This is a genomic window from Nitrospirota bacterium (genome assembly GCA_016214855.1).
Taxonomy (GTDB): Bacteria; Nitrospirota; Thermodesulfovibrionia; order Thermodesulfovibrionales; family UBA6898; genus UBA6898.
Genome location: JACRMT010000007.1, coordinates 82,953 through 97,375 on the forward strand (window position 1 = coordinate 82,953; position 14,423 = coordinate 97,375).

Below are 14,423 nucleotides of genomic sequence, written 5' to 3' on the forward strand. Positions count from 1 at the left end.
AGAGGGTGCAGAGAATCCAAATCAACTTCAATGCCGCTCCTTCTTTCCCTCTTTTTTTAGTCCCCTCGCCCTTTGGGAGAGGGTTAGGGTAAGGGGCGCTAAAACTGGCAATGAAACTGCTTTTATCTATAGTTGAAGGCGTTACGGTAAATTTCAGACCTTCTCAACAACCTTTGCTATGCTGGATATCTTTTCATCGGCAGTCTTCATGAGTGTAACACCCTGGGTATTTCTGCCGTGGATCGAAATATTCTCTGCCGCTGTTCTTATGAGCTTGCCTGCCCCGGTAACCATAACTACCTCGTCTTCGTCCCTCACCTGAAGAAGGCCTACTACCTTTCCGCCTTTCTCCGTAAGTTTGATGGATATGACCCCTTTGCCTCCCCTTGCCTGAAGCGGATAGTCTTCTATCTTTGTTCTTTTCCCAAAACCATTCTCCGCAACAGTCAAAATGGCGGTCTTCTCTTCCGCAACTTCAGCGGCTACCACCTCATCGCCTTTCATCAGGCGTATGCCGCGGACTCCTCTTGCCGTGCGTCCTGTCTCCCTGACGTCTTCTTCATTAAATTTTATGGACAGGCCGTTGCGTGTCCCGATTATCAGATCGTTGTTTCCACTGGTCTTTCTGACATCGATCAGTTCGTCACCCTCATCGAGGGATATCGCGATAATGCCTTTCGCTCTTGGATTGCTGTATGCCGTCAGCAAGGTCTTTTTGACCGTGCCGCTCTTGGTGAACATCACGAGGTACCCGTCCTTGAAATCACGGACAGGCAATGCCGTCGAGACCCGCTCTCCTTCAGACAGCTGCAGAAGATTTATCATCGCCTTGCCCTTTGCTGTCCTGCCTGCTTCGGGCAATTGATAGGTCTTGAGCCAGTACAGTCTCCCAAAGTTCGTAAAGAAGAGCATATAGTCATGCGTGGAACCGATAAACAGCTGTTCTACAAAGTCCTCTTCCTTTGTCTCCATACTCATCCCGCCTGTGCCGCCGCGGCGCTGGCTCCGGTACGCGCTCAGGGGATTCCGCTTGATATACCCGGTATGAGAGAGCGTAATGACCATTTCCTCCTCAGAGATGAGATCTTCTATGGATATCTCTCCGGTATCCTCGGTTATCTCGGTCCTTCTCTCGTCAGTATATTTCTCCCTGATCTCAAGGAACTCATCTCTGATGATCTTTGATACCAGCTTCTCGCTTTCTAAAATTGCCTTGAGTTTCGCAATCTCTTTCAATATCTCCTTATACTCATTCACGATCTTATCGCGTTCAAGACCGGTAAGTCTCTGCAGTCTCATCTCCAAAATGGCCTGGGCCTGGAGCTCCGAAAGCTGATATCCTTCCATCAGGCCGTTCTTTGCCTCTTCCGGATTCTTTGATGCTCTGATAAGCGCAATGATCTGATCCAGATGATCAAGGGCTATCTTGAGCCCTTCCAGAATATGGGCCCGCTCCTGAGCCTTTCTGAGCTCGAATCGGGTCCTTCTCATGATCACGTCGCGCCGGTGCTGGATAAAATGGCCGAGCATGGCCTTAAGGCTGAGCACACGGGGCTGGCCACTTACTATGGCTAACATGATGATGCCAAAGGTCGTCTGCATCTGGGTATGCTTATAGAGGTTATTCAGCACCACCTCTGCCATGGCGCTCCTCTTCAGCACAATAACAACCCTGATGCCGTCCCGGTCAGATTCGTCCCTTATGTCCGAGATGTCTTCGATCTGTTTTTCTCTCACCAGCTGGGCCATCTTCTCAATCAGCCTGGCCTTGTTCACCTGGTAGGGCATCTCGGTAATGATGATGCTCTCTATACCGCCGTGCTCTTTCTCTATTTTTGCCTTCGCCCTGATCCTGACCAGCCCCCTGCCGGTTGCGTACGCATCCCTGATGCCGGCAGTCCCATAAATAAACCCGCCGGTCGGAAAATCAGGTCCTTTGATGGATGTCATGAGCTGTTCGACCGTAGTATCGGGATCATCAAGCAACATCACCAGACCGTCAATAACCTCGCCGAGGTTATGTGGCGGTATGTTCGTTGCCATACCAACCGCAATACCGGCAGCACCGTTAATGATAAGGTTCGGGATCTTGGACGGAAGCACTTTCGGCTCGACGGTTGTCTCATCAAAGTTGGCTATAAAATCGACCGTCTCCTTGTCAATATCAGCAAGCAGTTCTTCGGCGATCTTTGCCATTCTTGCCTCTGTATACCGGTAAGCTGCAGCCCGGTCCCCGTCTATGGACCCGAAATTGCCCTGACCGTCAACAAGCATGTAACGAAGGTTAAAGTCCTGTGCAAGCCTCACCATGGCGTCATAAACAGCAGTATCGCCGTGAGGATGGTATTTCTTGAGCACCTCGCCCACGACACCGGCGCTCTTGGAATATTTTTTGTTCGGGAGCAGTCCCTCCCTGAACATGGCGTACAGGATCCTTCTCTGCACAGGCTTCAGCCCGTCCCTCACCTCAGGCAGTGCCCTGCCTATGATCACGCTCATCGCATAATCGAGATAACTGATCTTCATCTCTTCTTCGATATTTATTGGCAGCTTTGACATATATGGTTAACCCTTTCTCCTTTGCCGGCAGGCACCTGCGTTCGGCAGCATGCTATTGGCTATCATCAAAATCTAATTTTTTCTTCTCAAGAGACGGCTTCAACTTTATCAACATAAAAACCCTGTTCTCTTTCAGCCAGTAATCTATGTCCAGGACATCGTCTGTTCCAAACGTGATCGGAAGGTACAGCGGCCTGAGCTCATAACCGATAAGTTCTCCCTTTTCATCTCTGATGCTTCGGAGCTTTTCCTGGTGAAATTCCGCATGTGAACGGATAAACTCGCTTGCCTCCCTGAGAGCCCTGTCAGCCGTTAAGCCCTTTCTTGCTCTGAAGGTAAATTCAGGGGCATAGGGTTCAAGGGTGTATCTGTCCCCCTCTCTGTCCAGGAACGCAGCAGTCTCAAGGTCATCACTGTAATTATTGCCATAGAGTATAAGGGTATAGGTGCCCTGTACCTCACTGTTCACGGCAGCATCCGTCTTGAGTGTCTGCCCCGGCGCACACGACTGCAGAACAAATGCAGCGAAAACTGCGATTGTGCTGAAGACGAGGCTGCCGAAACGGTTACACATCTATATTTCTCGCCTCAAGCGCATGCTTGACGATAAAGTCCTTTCGCGGCTCAACCTGATCGCCCATCAGGATCGTAAAGATCTCGTCAGCGTTAACGCTGTCTTCAATACTGACCTGAAGCAGAGTTCTTTTTTCCGGATCCATGGTCGTTTCCCATAACTGCTGCGGATTCATCTCGCCCAGTCCCTTGTACCGCTGGATACTCAATCCCTTTCGGGCAGCTTCAAAAACATGCTGATATAATTCTGTTGTAGATCCTATATCCCGCTTTCCCTCTTTCGTTGTCACAATAAAAGGAGCATTCCCCAAGTCCCTGATCGTGCCATGAAGGGCCTCAAGCTCCCGGTATTCAGGAGAAAGGAGAAGCTTCTCTTCAAGAGCCACCTTATAATTCTGTCGTGTTATCAGCACACCAAAGCCCCCATGCTCTTCATCGGGGTACAGTTCACCGATCGCAATATCCGGGACTTCAGCCTTCATCCTCTTGAGCAGCTCCTTAAGCAGGGTCTTGTCCTTAAGAACAGCCTTGTTCGTTTCTTCTTTAAGGAGAAAGCGGAGCACCCGCGTTTCCTTCCGCCTCCGTTCGAACCACTCTATCAAACGCTCGTAGCTGGCAAGCTTCTTCAGAAACGATACCAGTGCCTTGCCCTTCACTTCCTGGCCCTTGAGGACAAGAGCAAGATCTTCTGAAGCAAGCTCCAGAAGCATACCCTGCATCTCCTGTTCATTCTGGATATATTTCTCTGTCCTTCCCTTCTTCACCTTAAAAAGCGGCGGCTGCGCAATATAGAGATATCCTTTTTCAATTACCTCAGGCATCTGGCGATAAAAAAAGGTGAGCAGGAGTGTCCGTATATGTGCGCCGTCAACATCCGCATCGGTCATCAGCACGACCTTGTGGTAACGGATCTTGTTTATGTCGAAATCTCCGGCTCCGATGCTGGTGCCAAGAGCAGTAATAAGGATACGTATCTCTTCTGAGGCCAACATTTTGTCAAAACGGGCCTTTTCGACATTCAGTATCTTGCCCCGAAGCGGCAGGATCGCTTGCGCTCTTCTGTCCCTGCCCTGTTTTGCTGAACCGCCTGCCGAATCTCCCTCAACAATGAAGATTTCGCTTAATGCAGGATCTTTTTCAGAGCAGTCAGCAAGCTTGCCCGGAAGACCGGTATCTTCCAGCGCTCCCTTTCTTCGCGTCAACTCGCGGGCCTTTCTGGCCGCCTCACGAGCGCGGGCTGCCTGTACAGCTTTTTCGATGATCTTCTTCGCTATGGAAGGATTCTCCTCAAAATAGGTTGAAAGCGCATCATTGACAATCGACTCAACAATGCCCTTTGCTTCACTGTTGCCAAGCTTCATCTTGGTCTGCCCTTCGAACTGCGGATTCGGCAGCTTCACGCTTATCACCGCAGTCAGGCCTTCGCGGATATCATCCCCAGATACGCTGTCCTTGCCATTTTTTAGAATGCCGGAATTGCTGGCATAGCTGTTGGCCGTTCTGGTCAGGGCCGATTTAAAACCGATCAGGTGTGTTCCACCCTCTCGCGTATTGATATTATTGGCAAAGGTAAAGATCGTTTCAGAATAGCTGTCATTATATTGAAGCGCAACCTCGGCGAATATGCCGTCTTTTTCGCCTGATATATAGACCGGCTTTGGATGCAGCGAGGTCTTGTTCTTGTTCAGATGCTCAACAAAAGAGACTATGCCGCCCTCATAAAAAAATTCCTGATTCTTGTCAGACCGTTCATCAAGGATCGTTATCTTGAGCCCCCGGTTCAAAAATGCAAGCTCTCTCAGCCTCTGCGAAAGCACATCGTAACTGAAATCAACGCTCTCCGTGAATATCTCGGGGTCAGGTTTAAACGTTACTTTTGTGCCCCGTGATTTCGTCTTTCCTACGACGGTCAGCGGGCCGGTCGGCTTCCCCTGTTCGAACCGCATCTGAAAGACCTGGCCGTTCTGCTTGATCTCGACCTCAAGCCATTCTGAAAGCGCATTCACAACCGATATGCCTACACCATGAAGTCCGCCTGATATCTTATAGGCTGATGACTCGAACTTGCCCCCTGCATGCAGCTCTGTCAAAACCACTTCAGCGGCAGTGCGGCCTTCGGTATCGCCCGGATGCGCCCCGGTAGGGATTCCTCTGCCGTTATCCGTAACAGTACAGCTGCTGTCGTGGTGGAGGATAACGTCAATATTGCTGCAATACCCTGCAAGGGATTCATCCACGCTGTTGTCAACGGCTTCATACACCAGATGGTGCAGGCCGTCCGGTCCTGTTGATCCAATATACATGGCAGGCCTCTTTCTTACTGCGCTGAGGCCTTTAAGTATTTTTATGTCATCTGCTGTGTATGTTGCTTCACTGCCTGTCTGTTTATCTTCCATGTTCCCTCTCTATCCTTATTTTCCCGAATTCTCTCTGTACGTTATATCCTCATCGGCATGATAACACACCGGTAATCGGCATCCTGCTCGTCCCGTATCAGCACAGGACTAAGCGCACCCTGAAATTCCATGATCACGCGGTCCGATGACATCACCTCTATGATATCCAGCAGATACCGGGCATTAAGGCCCAGGGCTGTCTTTTCTCCTGTATAATCGACCGCGATCTCGTCAGTTGCCTCCCCCATGTCCGGGTTTGACGTTGTTACGGTCAGCTTATTATCGCCAAGGTCCATCTTCACGGCATTGGTCTTGTCCTTTGCCATAAGGGAAACCCTGCGAAGCGCCTTTGCAAAAGCCCCACGCTCGATGACTATCCGCTTTTCATTCGCAGCCGGTATCACCTGTTCATAGTTGGGGTATGTGCCTTCGATCAGGCGCGTAAGGAACTGGATATCACCAATGCTGAAGAGCACATGGTTCTTGCTGAGCACCATCCTGACAGAGTCTTCCCTTTTTTCGAGAATTTTTCTGAGCTCTGCTGCAGCCTTCTTCGGCACGATCAACTTCTTCTCTTCAGAGAGCTTCCCCTGTGCCCCAGAGGGTACCTCGAACTGTTTGGACATAGCTGCCAGCCGGTGACCGTCTGTGCCGACCATCGAAAGCCTGCCGTCAGTCGTTATATGGAAAAGAAGGCCGTTGAGGGTGTACCGGGTGTCACTGTCACCTGCGGCAAAAACCGTCTTCTCAATGAGACCTGCCATGGTCTTTGCTTCCAGGGATATCTCTTCCATGTCCTCCATGCCGGGCCAGGCAGGAAATTCCCTGGATGAAAGGCAGGCAAGCCGAAAGTTGCTCGCACCGGTCTTTATCCTCAGCCACTGCTCATCAATGGATTCAAGGGAAAGATCGCCGTCCACTTCTCTGACGATTTCAAACATCTTCCGCGCAGGAATGCAGATCTTCCCTTCTTTCTCTACCTTCAAGGCAAGGGGTTCCCGAAGAGCGGTCTCAAGGTCGGTAGCGGTAATGAAAGAACCGTTCTTGCCGGCCTCCAGAAGGAAATGGCTCAGGATCGGCATGGTATTTCTCTTTTCAACTATGTTCTGTATGTTCGACAGCTTCTCCTGCAGTTCATCTTTGGAAACTATTAGCTTCATGACCCCTCCTTAGTGTTTTATCTTCTGAAGAAGATTTTCTATCATCCTGTTAAAGGTCTCGTCCTTTGACCTGCGTTCCTCCACCTGCTTGCAGGCATAGATGACCGTTGCATGGTCTTTGCCGCCGCAGGCCTTGCCGATATCGCTCAGGGAAGATTCCGTAACCTGTTTTGCGACGTACATGACCGTATGCCGGGCAAGAACCAGATCCTTGGTCCGCCTCTTGAGCTTGATCTCGGAAGGTTTCAGATTATAGAACTCGCAGACCGCCTTGATGACAGCATCCACGGTAACGGGCCGGTGTTCATCGTGGATAATGTCCTTGAGGACCTTTTTTGTTGTCTCTACGGTTATCTCCTCGCCGGTGAGTGCGGACTGCGCTGCGATGCGCATGAGACTGCCTTCAAGTTCCCGAATATTCGATTTGATCCTGCTTGCAAGGAGATGCACGACATCCTCAGGAAGTTTTCGAATGTTCATCATCTCCGCTTTCTTGTGGATAATGGCGATCTTTGTCTCAATATCAGGCGGCTGAATATCGACAATAAGGCCCATCGTAAACCGCGACCGCAGACGGTCGGTAATATCGTTTATCTCTCTTGGCGAACGGTCGCAGGAAATAATGATCTGCTTCTGTTTCTCATACAATGAATTAAAGGTATGGAACAGCTCATCCTGTGTCTTTTCTCCCCTGATGAACTGAACATCGTCGATCAGCAACAGATCGAGATTGCGATATTTGTCTTTTAACTCGGCCATCTTGTCGTACCGCAGCGCTGTTACTATCTCCGTGATCAACTGATCGGTCGGGACATAGAGGATGGAGAAGTCATGCTTTTTCTCAAGCACCATATTGCCGACTGCATTCATAAGATGGGTCTTGCCCAGACCAGCGCCTCCGTATATATATAGAGGGTTATATATCTTCCCCGGCGCCTCGGCAACGGCTATTGCTGCGGCATGGGCAAGCTGATTGCTGACGCCCGGCACGAAATTCTCAAACGTATAGCGGGGATTGAGGTAAATCCCCCTGTTGGCAAGTTTCTGTCTTTTGTTTTCTATCCGGTCACTGCTTTTCTTCAGCGAAAGGTCCTGCGGGTCCTCGATCTTGTATTTCAGTGTTACAGGATGGCCCACGACAGCTTCAAGGGATTCCTTTATAAGGTTCGGATAGGCATCTTCTATCCATTCCTTGAAAAATCTGTTCGGTATCTCAAGAGTGACTGCCTGCTCTTTTAATGATACTGTTTTGATCGGCTTGAACCATAAGTCAAAGGCACCGCCATCAACCTTCTGCTCGATCTTGGAGAGACTCTTATTCCATATTTCTTCTATAGTCATGCCGCGCCTTTGCTAACAAGTTATTCACATTTGTTAATAACTAACCGTGTGGGAGGTCACATATTATATCTGAAAAACGAATACCAAACAACATTCCTGTTACATATCGGTGAGTACCTCGTAAGATAGTTTCCTATGTCAGGTCCGTCAATAAGACCTCAGTGTTCCCGACCAACTTGCTGAATCTTTTTATTTATATATTTCAATACGTTAAGACGTTATTAACATCCTGACAGCTCCTATTACTACTACTGCTTTCTTGTACATTATAATAAATAGAAAAAACACCACAGAAAGCTTTTATCTTTCAGATACACCCCTGGAAAGAGATAATTTCAAAAATTCCTTCAGAAACCGGTCTATAGAACCGTCAATAACAGAATTAATATCCCCGCTTTCGATTCCTGTTCTGTGATCTTTAACCATTTGATACGGCTGCATAACATAAGAGCGTATCTGGCTTCCCCAGGCAATATCTTTTTTATCCCCGATAATATCTTCCATCTTCTTTTCTTTGGCCTTCAGCTGCAATTCGTATAGCCTGGCCTTGATGATCTTCAAGGCAACAGCCTTATTGGCATGCTGGGAACGTTCGTTCTGACATGCGACAATGATTCCGGTCGGCATATGGGTCAAACGGACAGCTGAAGATGTCTTATTAACATGCTGACCTCCGGCACCTGACGCCCGGTATACATCCATCTTAATATCTTCATCTCTCAGATCAACCTTAACGTCATCCTCGATCTCAGGGCTCACAATAACGGAAGCGAACGAAGTATGTCTTCTCTTATTGGCATCAAAGGGTGAAATCCTCACCAGTCTATGGACACCTGCTTCTGAACGAAGATAGCCGTATGCATAATCGCCGTTGATCGTCAGCGTGGCATTTTTAATTCCAGCCTCATCGCCTGGCTGAAGATCAACTACCTGAGCGTTATAACCGCGGCGCTCAGCCCAGCGGAGATACATCCTCATGAGCATTTGAGCCCAATCCTGGCTCTCTACACCTCCTGCACCCGGATGGATGGTGAGAATTGCGTTATTTTTATCTAATTCACCGGAAAGCAGGTTCTGAAGTTCAAGGTTCTCTATCTCTTCCCTGAGACCGTCTATCTCATGCTTAAGTTCCTTCAGAAAAAGTTCACCGCCCTCCTCATCGAGGATGCCGATAGATTCTTCTGCATAAAGAAGTTTCTGGGTGAGCTGCTCAAATGGCGTTACCGTGTTTTCGAGTCTTGCCTTTTCCTTGAGAAGTTTCTTTGACTTCTCGGGTGATGACCAGACATGTTCTAATGCGAGATCCTCGGTTATTCGTTCGAGTTCTTCTTTTTTCCTGCTGATATCAAAGATAACCTCTTAAGGTATCGATCTTGGTCCTGATAAGAGAGAGAGCTTCTTTAAGTTCAGCCTGTATAAGCACAATTACCTCCTTGGCACAATAGTGCCCAATAAAATAATAGAAATAACAATACAGAAGAAAGAGAAGAGATCACCGAAACGCGTATAAAACGTCATAGTGGAATCAGTTTTCAGCGTATGAGTCAGAACGCGCCGGTCAAAAAGTCCGGACTGCACAAGGATCTTGCCGTTACTGTCAATAAATCCTGATATGCCGGTATTTGCTGCACGTACGATCGGCTTTCTGTTCTCAACTGCCCGAAAAACAGCCATACTAAAATGCTGATAGGGACCGGCAGTCTTTCCGAACCAGGCATCATTGGTTATTGTCACCATAAAATCGCCGCCGCCCGTGTAGAATTTTCTTACCAGGCCGGGGAAAATGATCTCATAGCAGACAAGGGTGCTGAATCTCCCCATCTCAGTATCTGCCTGCAGATACTGGCTGCCGGGGATGTAGTCACCAATACCGGCAACCAGCTTATCTAGAAAGAAAAACACTTTTCTCAAAGGAACATATTCGCCGAACGGAACGAGATGTATCTTATCATAGACATAGGATTTTTCCCCTTCATTTTCCAGAAGAACCGCGCTGTTGGTCAAGTCAGAAGATCCGGCAGAATGCTTCTTTACCATAACAGCGCCAAAGAGAAGGGACGTTCTGCTCTGCTTCTGGAACTGGCTCAGCCGCTCGGTATTGACCATATCCGAGCCGAACAAAAAGGGCACCGCGGTCTCGGGCCAGATGATCAGGGCAGGGTGTTCCTTTAAAGCTTCCCCGGAAAGTTTGGTATAAATATCGATAACTTCATTTTGAAATGCAGGCTCCCATTTTTTATCCTGTTCGATATTTCCCTGGATAACACTTATTGGCAGATCCTTGCCGGCCCTGTTTTGATGAAGCCGCCAGAAGCCGTATCCAAATGAAGTAATGATCACCATAAGGAGAAGGGCAGATCCGGCCATGAAGTAGGAAAGCGGGAACAGGGGCATTTCCTTCAACCGTTTTTGTATCAGCAGGAGATCGGCAATAAAACCATTAACCGCAAGCACCAAAAAAGATATACCGTAGATCCCGGTGACGTCAGAGATCTGAATAAGGGAAAGAAAGCGATACTGACTATATCCGACGCTCGCCCAGGGAAACCCGGTCAGGGCATAGGAGCGGATATATTCAATGCAGACCCACAACACAGGAGCGATAAAGAGCGCCGGCAGCCTGCTCTTTTTGTACACCTGCGAGAAGAGCATCGAAAAGAGAGCAGGGAAAAGGCTTAGGTATGCAGAGAAAAAAAGAACGATGATAATGCTCGACAAAAACGATATGCCGCCAAAATGGTTTATTGAATGATAGACCCAGTAAAGCGTTCCGAAGAAATAGACCATGCCAAAGACAAAGCCTGATACAAAAGACTCTTTCCAGTCCTTCTTCCAGAGAGAGAAAAGAAGGGGAACAAAACTGATCCATGCCAGAAAAGAGAGATCAAAGCGCGGAAAGGAGATTACCAGCATGATGCCTGATAGCAGCGGCAGCAGAAAAGGGTAAATTTTTTTTAGAAAAGTTTTTTCCATATATTGACAATCAAAAAACGTAATAGGTATAGTTATTGTCCGGGGGCAGTTAGCTCAGTTGGTAGAGCACGGGTCTGAAAAACCCGGTGTCCGCAGTTCAATTCTGCGACTGCCCACCATGATTTTATTTGTCTTCCTGCAGAGAGTCAAGCCAAAAAGCCTTCCGCAGGTAACCATTCAGTTATGAGTGGACAGTTTCAAGATCCCCTCCTTACCAAGGAGGGGCATGGGGAGGTTTTGGTTCATATTCCAATACCCCTCCCGACCTCCCCTTGGAAAGGGGAGGAGGATTACCCCTTACAACTGAATTCTATAATGAACTTCATGGAAAAGCATAAGCCCCATACGGTTCCCAAATATGTGATCTATGCCTTCTTTATTCTCGGTCTTGTTTCCGCGATTGCCTTCAGGGGAATCATCATCTTCCAGCACCTTGAGCCCACGTGGGTCAGGCCTGTCTGGTACATCGGCACCATAGGCTATTTCTTTTTTTTCCTGTACCGGTACATGATAACGAAGAAGAGGAAACATGCTATCGAGCAGTATCAGCTTATCGAAAAACTGAAGGCAAATGCCTGCCTTGAGGAGCAGGACCGGGAGGCAGTGCTCTATCTCCTCTCTTCCATCAAGTTCTCTCTTGAGGACATCAACTACGCGCTTATCTTTATCCTCTCAGTCCTTGCGATCGTGGCAGACATGGTCCTGACCATGATGAAGTCAGGATAGTGTTCTTTGCGGAGTTCCTTTTGTTATCAACGCCCCGACAGCATATTGTAATAGTGAGGCCTCTTACGTTAAGAGACATTCAAATCCGAAAGTATTTGACATGGCTTCGCCTTTTGTATATATTGGTAATATACATTTATGAATGATTGGGCTGACATATTATCTCGCGCTGAAGGCTTTGAATGGGATGAGGGGAATATCAAGAAAAACTGGGAGAAGCATCAAGTTTCCCATATCGAGTGCGAGGAGATTTTTTTTAACTCTCCAATCATAGTAAGGAAGGATGATCCGCACTCAACACGGGAAGATCGATACTTCGTCTTAGGCAAAACAGACACTGATAGATTGCTTTTCCTTGTTTTTACTATGAGGAGTAATAAGATAAGAATAATCTCAGCTCGTAACATGAACCGGAAAGAGAGAAGAATATATGAACAGGCTCAAGAAGATACCCAAGTTTAAAAGCGAAGCAGAGGAGTCTGCGTTCTGGGCAATGCATGATTCCACTGAGTACGTTGACTACTCGACGGCAAAACGGGTTGTTTTCCCCAATTTAAGACCGACCACCAGGACTATTTCGATTCGTCTGCCCGAATCACTTATTGAACATCTTAAGTTGCTTGCGAACAAGCGGGATGTTCCCTATCAGTCGCTCTTGAAAATTTTCCTGTCTGAGAAAGTCGAAGAAGAGCTGCACGGGGCAGTTAAGTAAGTAGTTGCCCAGAACCGGGAGGTGGTGCTTTATCTCCTCTCTTCCATCAAGTTTTCCCTTGAGGACATCAACTACGCGCTGATCTTTATCCTCTCGGTTCTTGCGATTGCGGCAGATATTGTGCTGACGATGATGAAGTAATATGCTGAGATTATTAATGAATATGAAACTCATAATTTTGATATTCGCTGGATTAATCACTGGAATTATTGATCCCATGGTTATTTTTGCGTTTCAAACAAGTTATCTGCCACTTGGCCAGGGTGAGTTGAAAACGCGAGTTAATCTTATTTCAGTAAAAAATGACGATGATACGTGGCTCGAAGAGACAATTCGCATTCCATCTGCTGGAGTTAACGGGGTTGTTATTCATCCTCAAGATTCGGAGAATGACGCTACTATTATAATTGAGGGTAAGGATCAAAAGGGTGATCCCTGGACCTTTTTTACGGAATACGCAGGGCAGGGCTTTTCTGTATGGCGAGCGGATCTTGATAATGATGGTCGTGAAGATATAGTACTGTTGGGGTACACTGGTGGTGTTGGCCTTGCACCAACGATGCATATGACTGTATTGCTTTTCGACAAACAGGGCCGGCCGGTTCCGTGGTCAATTGAGGGGTACTTTGGGAAGGATGAACATGGAATAGAGGACCTGTTAGATTTGAATCGAGATAAACGAGCTGAAATAGTTCGGATGGCCTACGATGAGGGGTATTGGATAACTTCATTATATGAGGCTCGATCGGGGTACTGGCATCAGATTCATAGTAAACATGGTAAGTCATCTTTCCCTCTATATACACGTTTTACAAATCGCGCAAACAGGAAAGCTACCAAACCTGAGCAGAAGCGTGCTCCGCTTGAAGATAAACTTGGTTCTTCAGGGATTTCGAAGAGCGTGCAGCTAAATATTACTTCCCTTCAAAGATGGATCGAAAATTATGAAGATGCAATATTTTTGCTCTCTGATGGACGGACTTGTAGGCTTGCTTATTGGTATTCCACTGCTGCTGTCGTAATTGATCGACCACACCGTCGAGATTCGGCCTTATTAGAGGCTTCCAAAGAAGCCAGAAAATTAGTTGAAGAAATAATTCAGCGTAAGCTGCCTGTAAAGATCACTGGTTGGAGGCGATTAAATTATATTAACAACCGCAAAGATGCATGTGTGCCTGAACTTATTTGGGCAGTGGATCATAATTGAGCCGTGCAATGTTAGGCAACCGCAGTTTCACGTTGAGATACGATCTGGGACCTGCACGATAGCATAAAAAAACAAACAAAAAAGGCCCGCACACAGGCGGGCCTTTTTACTCCCATGGAGGGGCATGGGAGGGTTGGAGTTTACTTTACCTTTGACATCTCTGTGCCGCAGGTGCACTTGCCGGGATTCTGGCTGATCGTGTCGCACTTGCAGGTTGGGCCGCAGGCGCATGCATACTGGCCGGTTGTCTTGAATGACCGCTCTTTTTCCCAGCCTGCTGCCTTCAATGAGGCCTTGCCTTCCTCGACCTTTGTCACCTGAGCCTTGACCATATCCTTGCCGCAGGTGCATTTGCCGGCATTGTTCGACATGGTGTCGCACTTGCAGGCCTCTCCGCAGTTACAGGCATAGACCTCAGCTCCTGCCTTGAGCTCCATTGTTGACTTCAAACCTGCGTATGCGACTGCAAAGAGCCCTAATGCAAGCACTGCGCTGAATACGATCATAACGGTTCTTTTCATATGCTTTCTCCTTTTTTTGTTAATTGACGGTTATCCGTATATCCGGACAACTCATCAGGTTATATTTTCTGTATCTCTCCAGGCAGGGCAGACAGAGCCCATCATTTTCTGTCCAGCCGGAAAAATCATACTTCACCTGCTCTACTGCGAATTTATCGGTCATGTTATGCAGGTGATGTACAAGGTAAAAAACCTCTTTTCTGCATACCGGACAACGATTTTTTTGCATACACAACCCCCTTTCGAGGCTGTTTA

13 protein-coding genes and 1 tRNA gene are annotated in these 14,423 nt (G+C 47.7%); 5 read left to right on the forward strand and 9 right to left on the reverse strand.

All coding sequences use genetic code 11. The features are described 5' to 3' along the window. Window positions 1-153: 153 nt before the first annotated feature. The 7 genes from gyrA to lnt form a co-directional block, all read right to left on the reverse strand. A complete protein-coding gene (gene gyrA / locus HZB62_08365) occupies window positions 154-2,559 on the reverse strand; it encodes a DNA gyrase subunit A (GenBank protein ID MBI5075159.1) in 2,406 nt (801 codons plus the stop codon). A 52-nt stretch (window positions 2,560-2,611) separates the two neighbouring features. Further along, window positions 2,612-3,133 (reverse strand): hypothetical protein, encoded by a 522-nt coding sequence (locus HZB62_08370; protein ID MBI5075160.1) that lies wholly within the window; start codon window positions 3,131-3,133, stop codon window positions 2,612-2,614. Further along, window positions 3,126-5,528, reverse strand: a complete 2,403-nt coding sequence (gene gyrB / locus HZB62_08375) for a DNA topoisomerase (ATP-hydrolyzing) subunit B (GenBank protein MBI5075161.1) — start codon at window positions 5,526-5,528, stop codon at window positions 3,126-3,128. The genes HZB62_08370 and gyrB overlap by 8 nt, the downstream gene beginning before the upstream one ends. A gap of 41 nt (window positions 5,529-5,569) precedes the next feature. Then, window positions 5,570-6,688, reverse strand: a complete 1,119-nt coding sequence (dnaN, locus tag HZB62_08380; GenBank protein MBI5075162.1) for a DNA polymerase III subunit beta — start codon at window positions 6,686-6,688, stop codon at window positions 5,570-5,572. Window positions 6,689-6,697: 9 nt separating this feature from the next. Continuing rightward, window positions 6,698-8,029 (reverse strand): chromosomal replication initiator protein DnaA, encoded by a 1,332-nt coding sequence (gene dnaA, locus HZB62_08385; GenBank protein MBI5075163.1) that lies wholly within the window; start codon window positions 8,027-8,029, stop codon window positions 6,698-6,700. A 300-nt stretch (window positions 8,030-8,329) separates the two neighbouring features. Next, the gene (prfB, locus tag HZB62_08390; protein ID MBI5075164.1) at window positions 8,330-9,373 is read right to left on the reverse strand and encodes a peptide chain release factor 2; all 1,044 of its coding nucleotides are present in this window, start codon (window positions 9,371-9,373) and stop codon (window positions 8,330-8,332) included. Between the two features lie 81 nt (window positions 9,374-9,454). After that, complete coding sequence (gene lnt, locus HZB62_08395) at window positions 9,455-10,942, reverse strand: apolipoprotein N-acyltransferase (GenBank protein MBI5075165.1); 1,488 nt, start codon at window positions 10,940-10,942, stop codon at window positions 9,455-9,457. Window positions 10,943-11,045: 103 nt separating this feature from the next. On the opposite strand from lnt, the gene HZB62_08400 reads away from it, so the two are divergent. The 5 genes from HZB62_08400 (at window position 11,046) to HZB62_08420 (ending at window position 13,647) form a co-directional block, all read left to right on the forward strand. Then, window positions 11,046-11,121: transfer RNA gene (locus tag HZB62_08400), tRNA-Phe, on the forward strand. Window positions 11,122-11,326: 205 nt separating this feature from the next. Further along, window positions 11,327-11,728 (forward strand): hypothetical protein, encoded by a 402-nt coding sequence (locus HZB62_08405; protein MBI5075166.1) that lies wholly within the window; start codon window positions 11,327-11,329, stop codon window positions 11,726-11,728. 138 nt (window positions 11,729-11,866) lie between these two features. After that, window positions 11,867-12,190, forward strand: coding sequence for a BrnT family toxin (locus HZB62_08410; GenBank protein MBI5075167.1), 324 nt, complete (start codon window positions 11,867-11,869; stop codon window positions 12,188-12,190). Continuing rightward, the gene (locus tag HZB62_08415) at window positions 12,159-12,440 is read left to right on the forward strand and encodes a BrnA antitoxin family protein (protein MBI5075168.1); all 282 of its coding nucleotides are present in this window, start codon (window positions 12,159-12,161) and stop codon (window positions 12,438-12,440) included. The genes HZB62_08410 and HZB62_08415 overlap by 32 nt, the downstream gene beginning before the upstream one ends. Window positions 12,441-12,597: 157 nt before the next feature. After that, a complete protein-coding gene (locus HZB62_08420) occupies window positions 12,598-13,647 on the forward strand; it encodes a hypothetical protein (GenBank protein MBI5075169.1) in 1,050 nt (349 codons plus the stop codon). Between the two features lie 140 nt (window positions 13,648-13,787). On the opposite strand, the gene HZB62_08425 is transcribed toward HZB62_08420, so the two are convergent. After that, on the reverse strand, window positions 13,788-14,168 hold the full coding sequence (locus tag HZB62_08425; protein MBI5075170.1) for a hypothetical protein: 381 nt from the start codon (window positions 14,166-14,168) through the stop codon (window positions 13,788-13,790). 19 nt (window positions 14,169-14,187) lie between these two features. Then, on the reverse strand, window positions 14,188-14,397 hold the full coding sequence (locus HZB62_08430) for a hypothetical protein (GenBank protein ID MBI5075171.1): 210 nt from the start codon (window positions 14,395-14,397) through the stop codon (window positions 14,188-14,190). Window positions 14,398-14,423 lie beyond the last annotated feature (26 nt).

Excerpts from the sequence above, each read along its gene's own strand:
- HZB62_08425 (MBI5075170.1), bottom strand. The coding sequence starts at position 14,168 with ATGAAAAGAACCGTTATGATCGTATTCAGCGCAGTGCTTGCATTAGGG.
- HZB62_08420 (MBI5075169.1), top strand. The coding sequence starts at position 12,598 with ATGAATATGAAACTCATAATTTTGATATTCGCTGGATTAATCACTGGA.
- HZB62_08430 (MBI5075171.1), bottom strand. The coding sequence starts at position 14,397 with ATGCAAAAAAATCGTTGTCCGGTATGCAGAAAAGAGGTTTTTTACCTT.
- dnaA (MBI5075163.1), bottom strand. The coding sequence starts at position 8,029 with ATGACTATAGAAGAAATATGGAATAAGAGTCTCTCCAAGATCGAGCAG.
- HZB62_08405 (MBI5075166.1), top strand. The coding sequence starts at position 11,327 with ATGGAAAAGCATAAGCCCCATACGGTTCCCAAATATGTGATCTATGCC.
- HZB62_08370 (MBI5075160.1), bottom strand. The coding sequence starts at position 3,133 with ATGTGTAACCGTTTCGGCAGCCTCGTCTTCAGCACAATCGCAGTTTTC.
- lnt (MBI5075165.1), bottom strand. The coding sequence starts at position 10,942 with ATGCTGGTAATCTCCTTTCCGCGCTTTGATCTCTCTTTTCTGGCATGG.
- dnaN (MBI5075162.1), bottom strand. The coding sequence starts at position 6,688 with ATGAAGCTAATAGTTTCCAAAGATGAACTGCAGGAGAAGCTGTCGAAC.
- gyrB (MBI5075161.1), bottom strand. The coding sequence starts at position 5,528 with ATGGAAGATAAACAGACAGGCAGTGAAGCAACATACACAGCAGATGAC.
- gyrA (MBI5075159.1), bottom strand. The coding sequence starts at position 2,559 with ATGTCAAAGCTGCCAATAAATATCGAAGAAGAGATGAAGATCAGTTAT.
- HZB62_08415 (MBI5075168.1), top strand. The coding sequence starts at position 12,159 with ATGAACAGGCTCAAGAAGATACCCAAGTTTAAAAGCGAAGCAGAGGAG.
- HZB62_08410 (MBI5075167.1), top strand. The coding sequence starts at position 11,867 with ATGAATGATTGGGCTGACATATTATCTCGCGCTGAAGGCTTTGAATGG.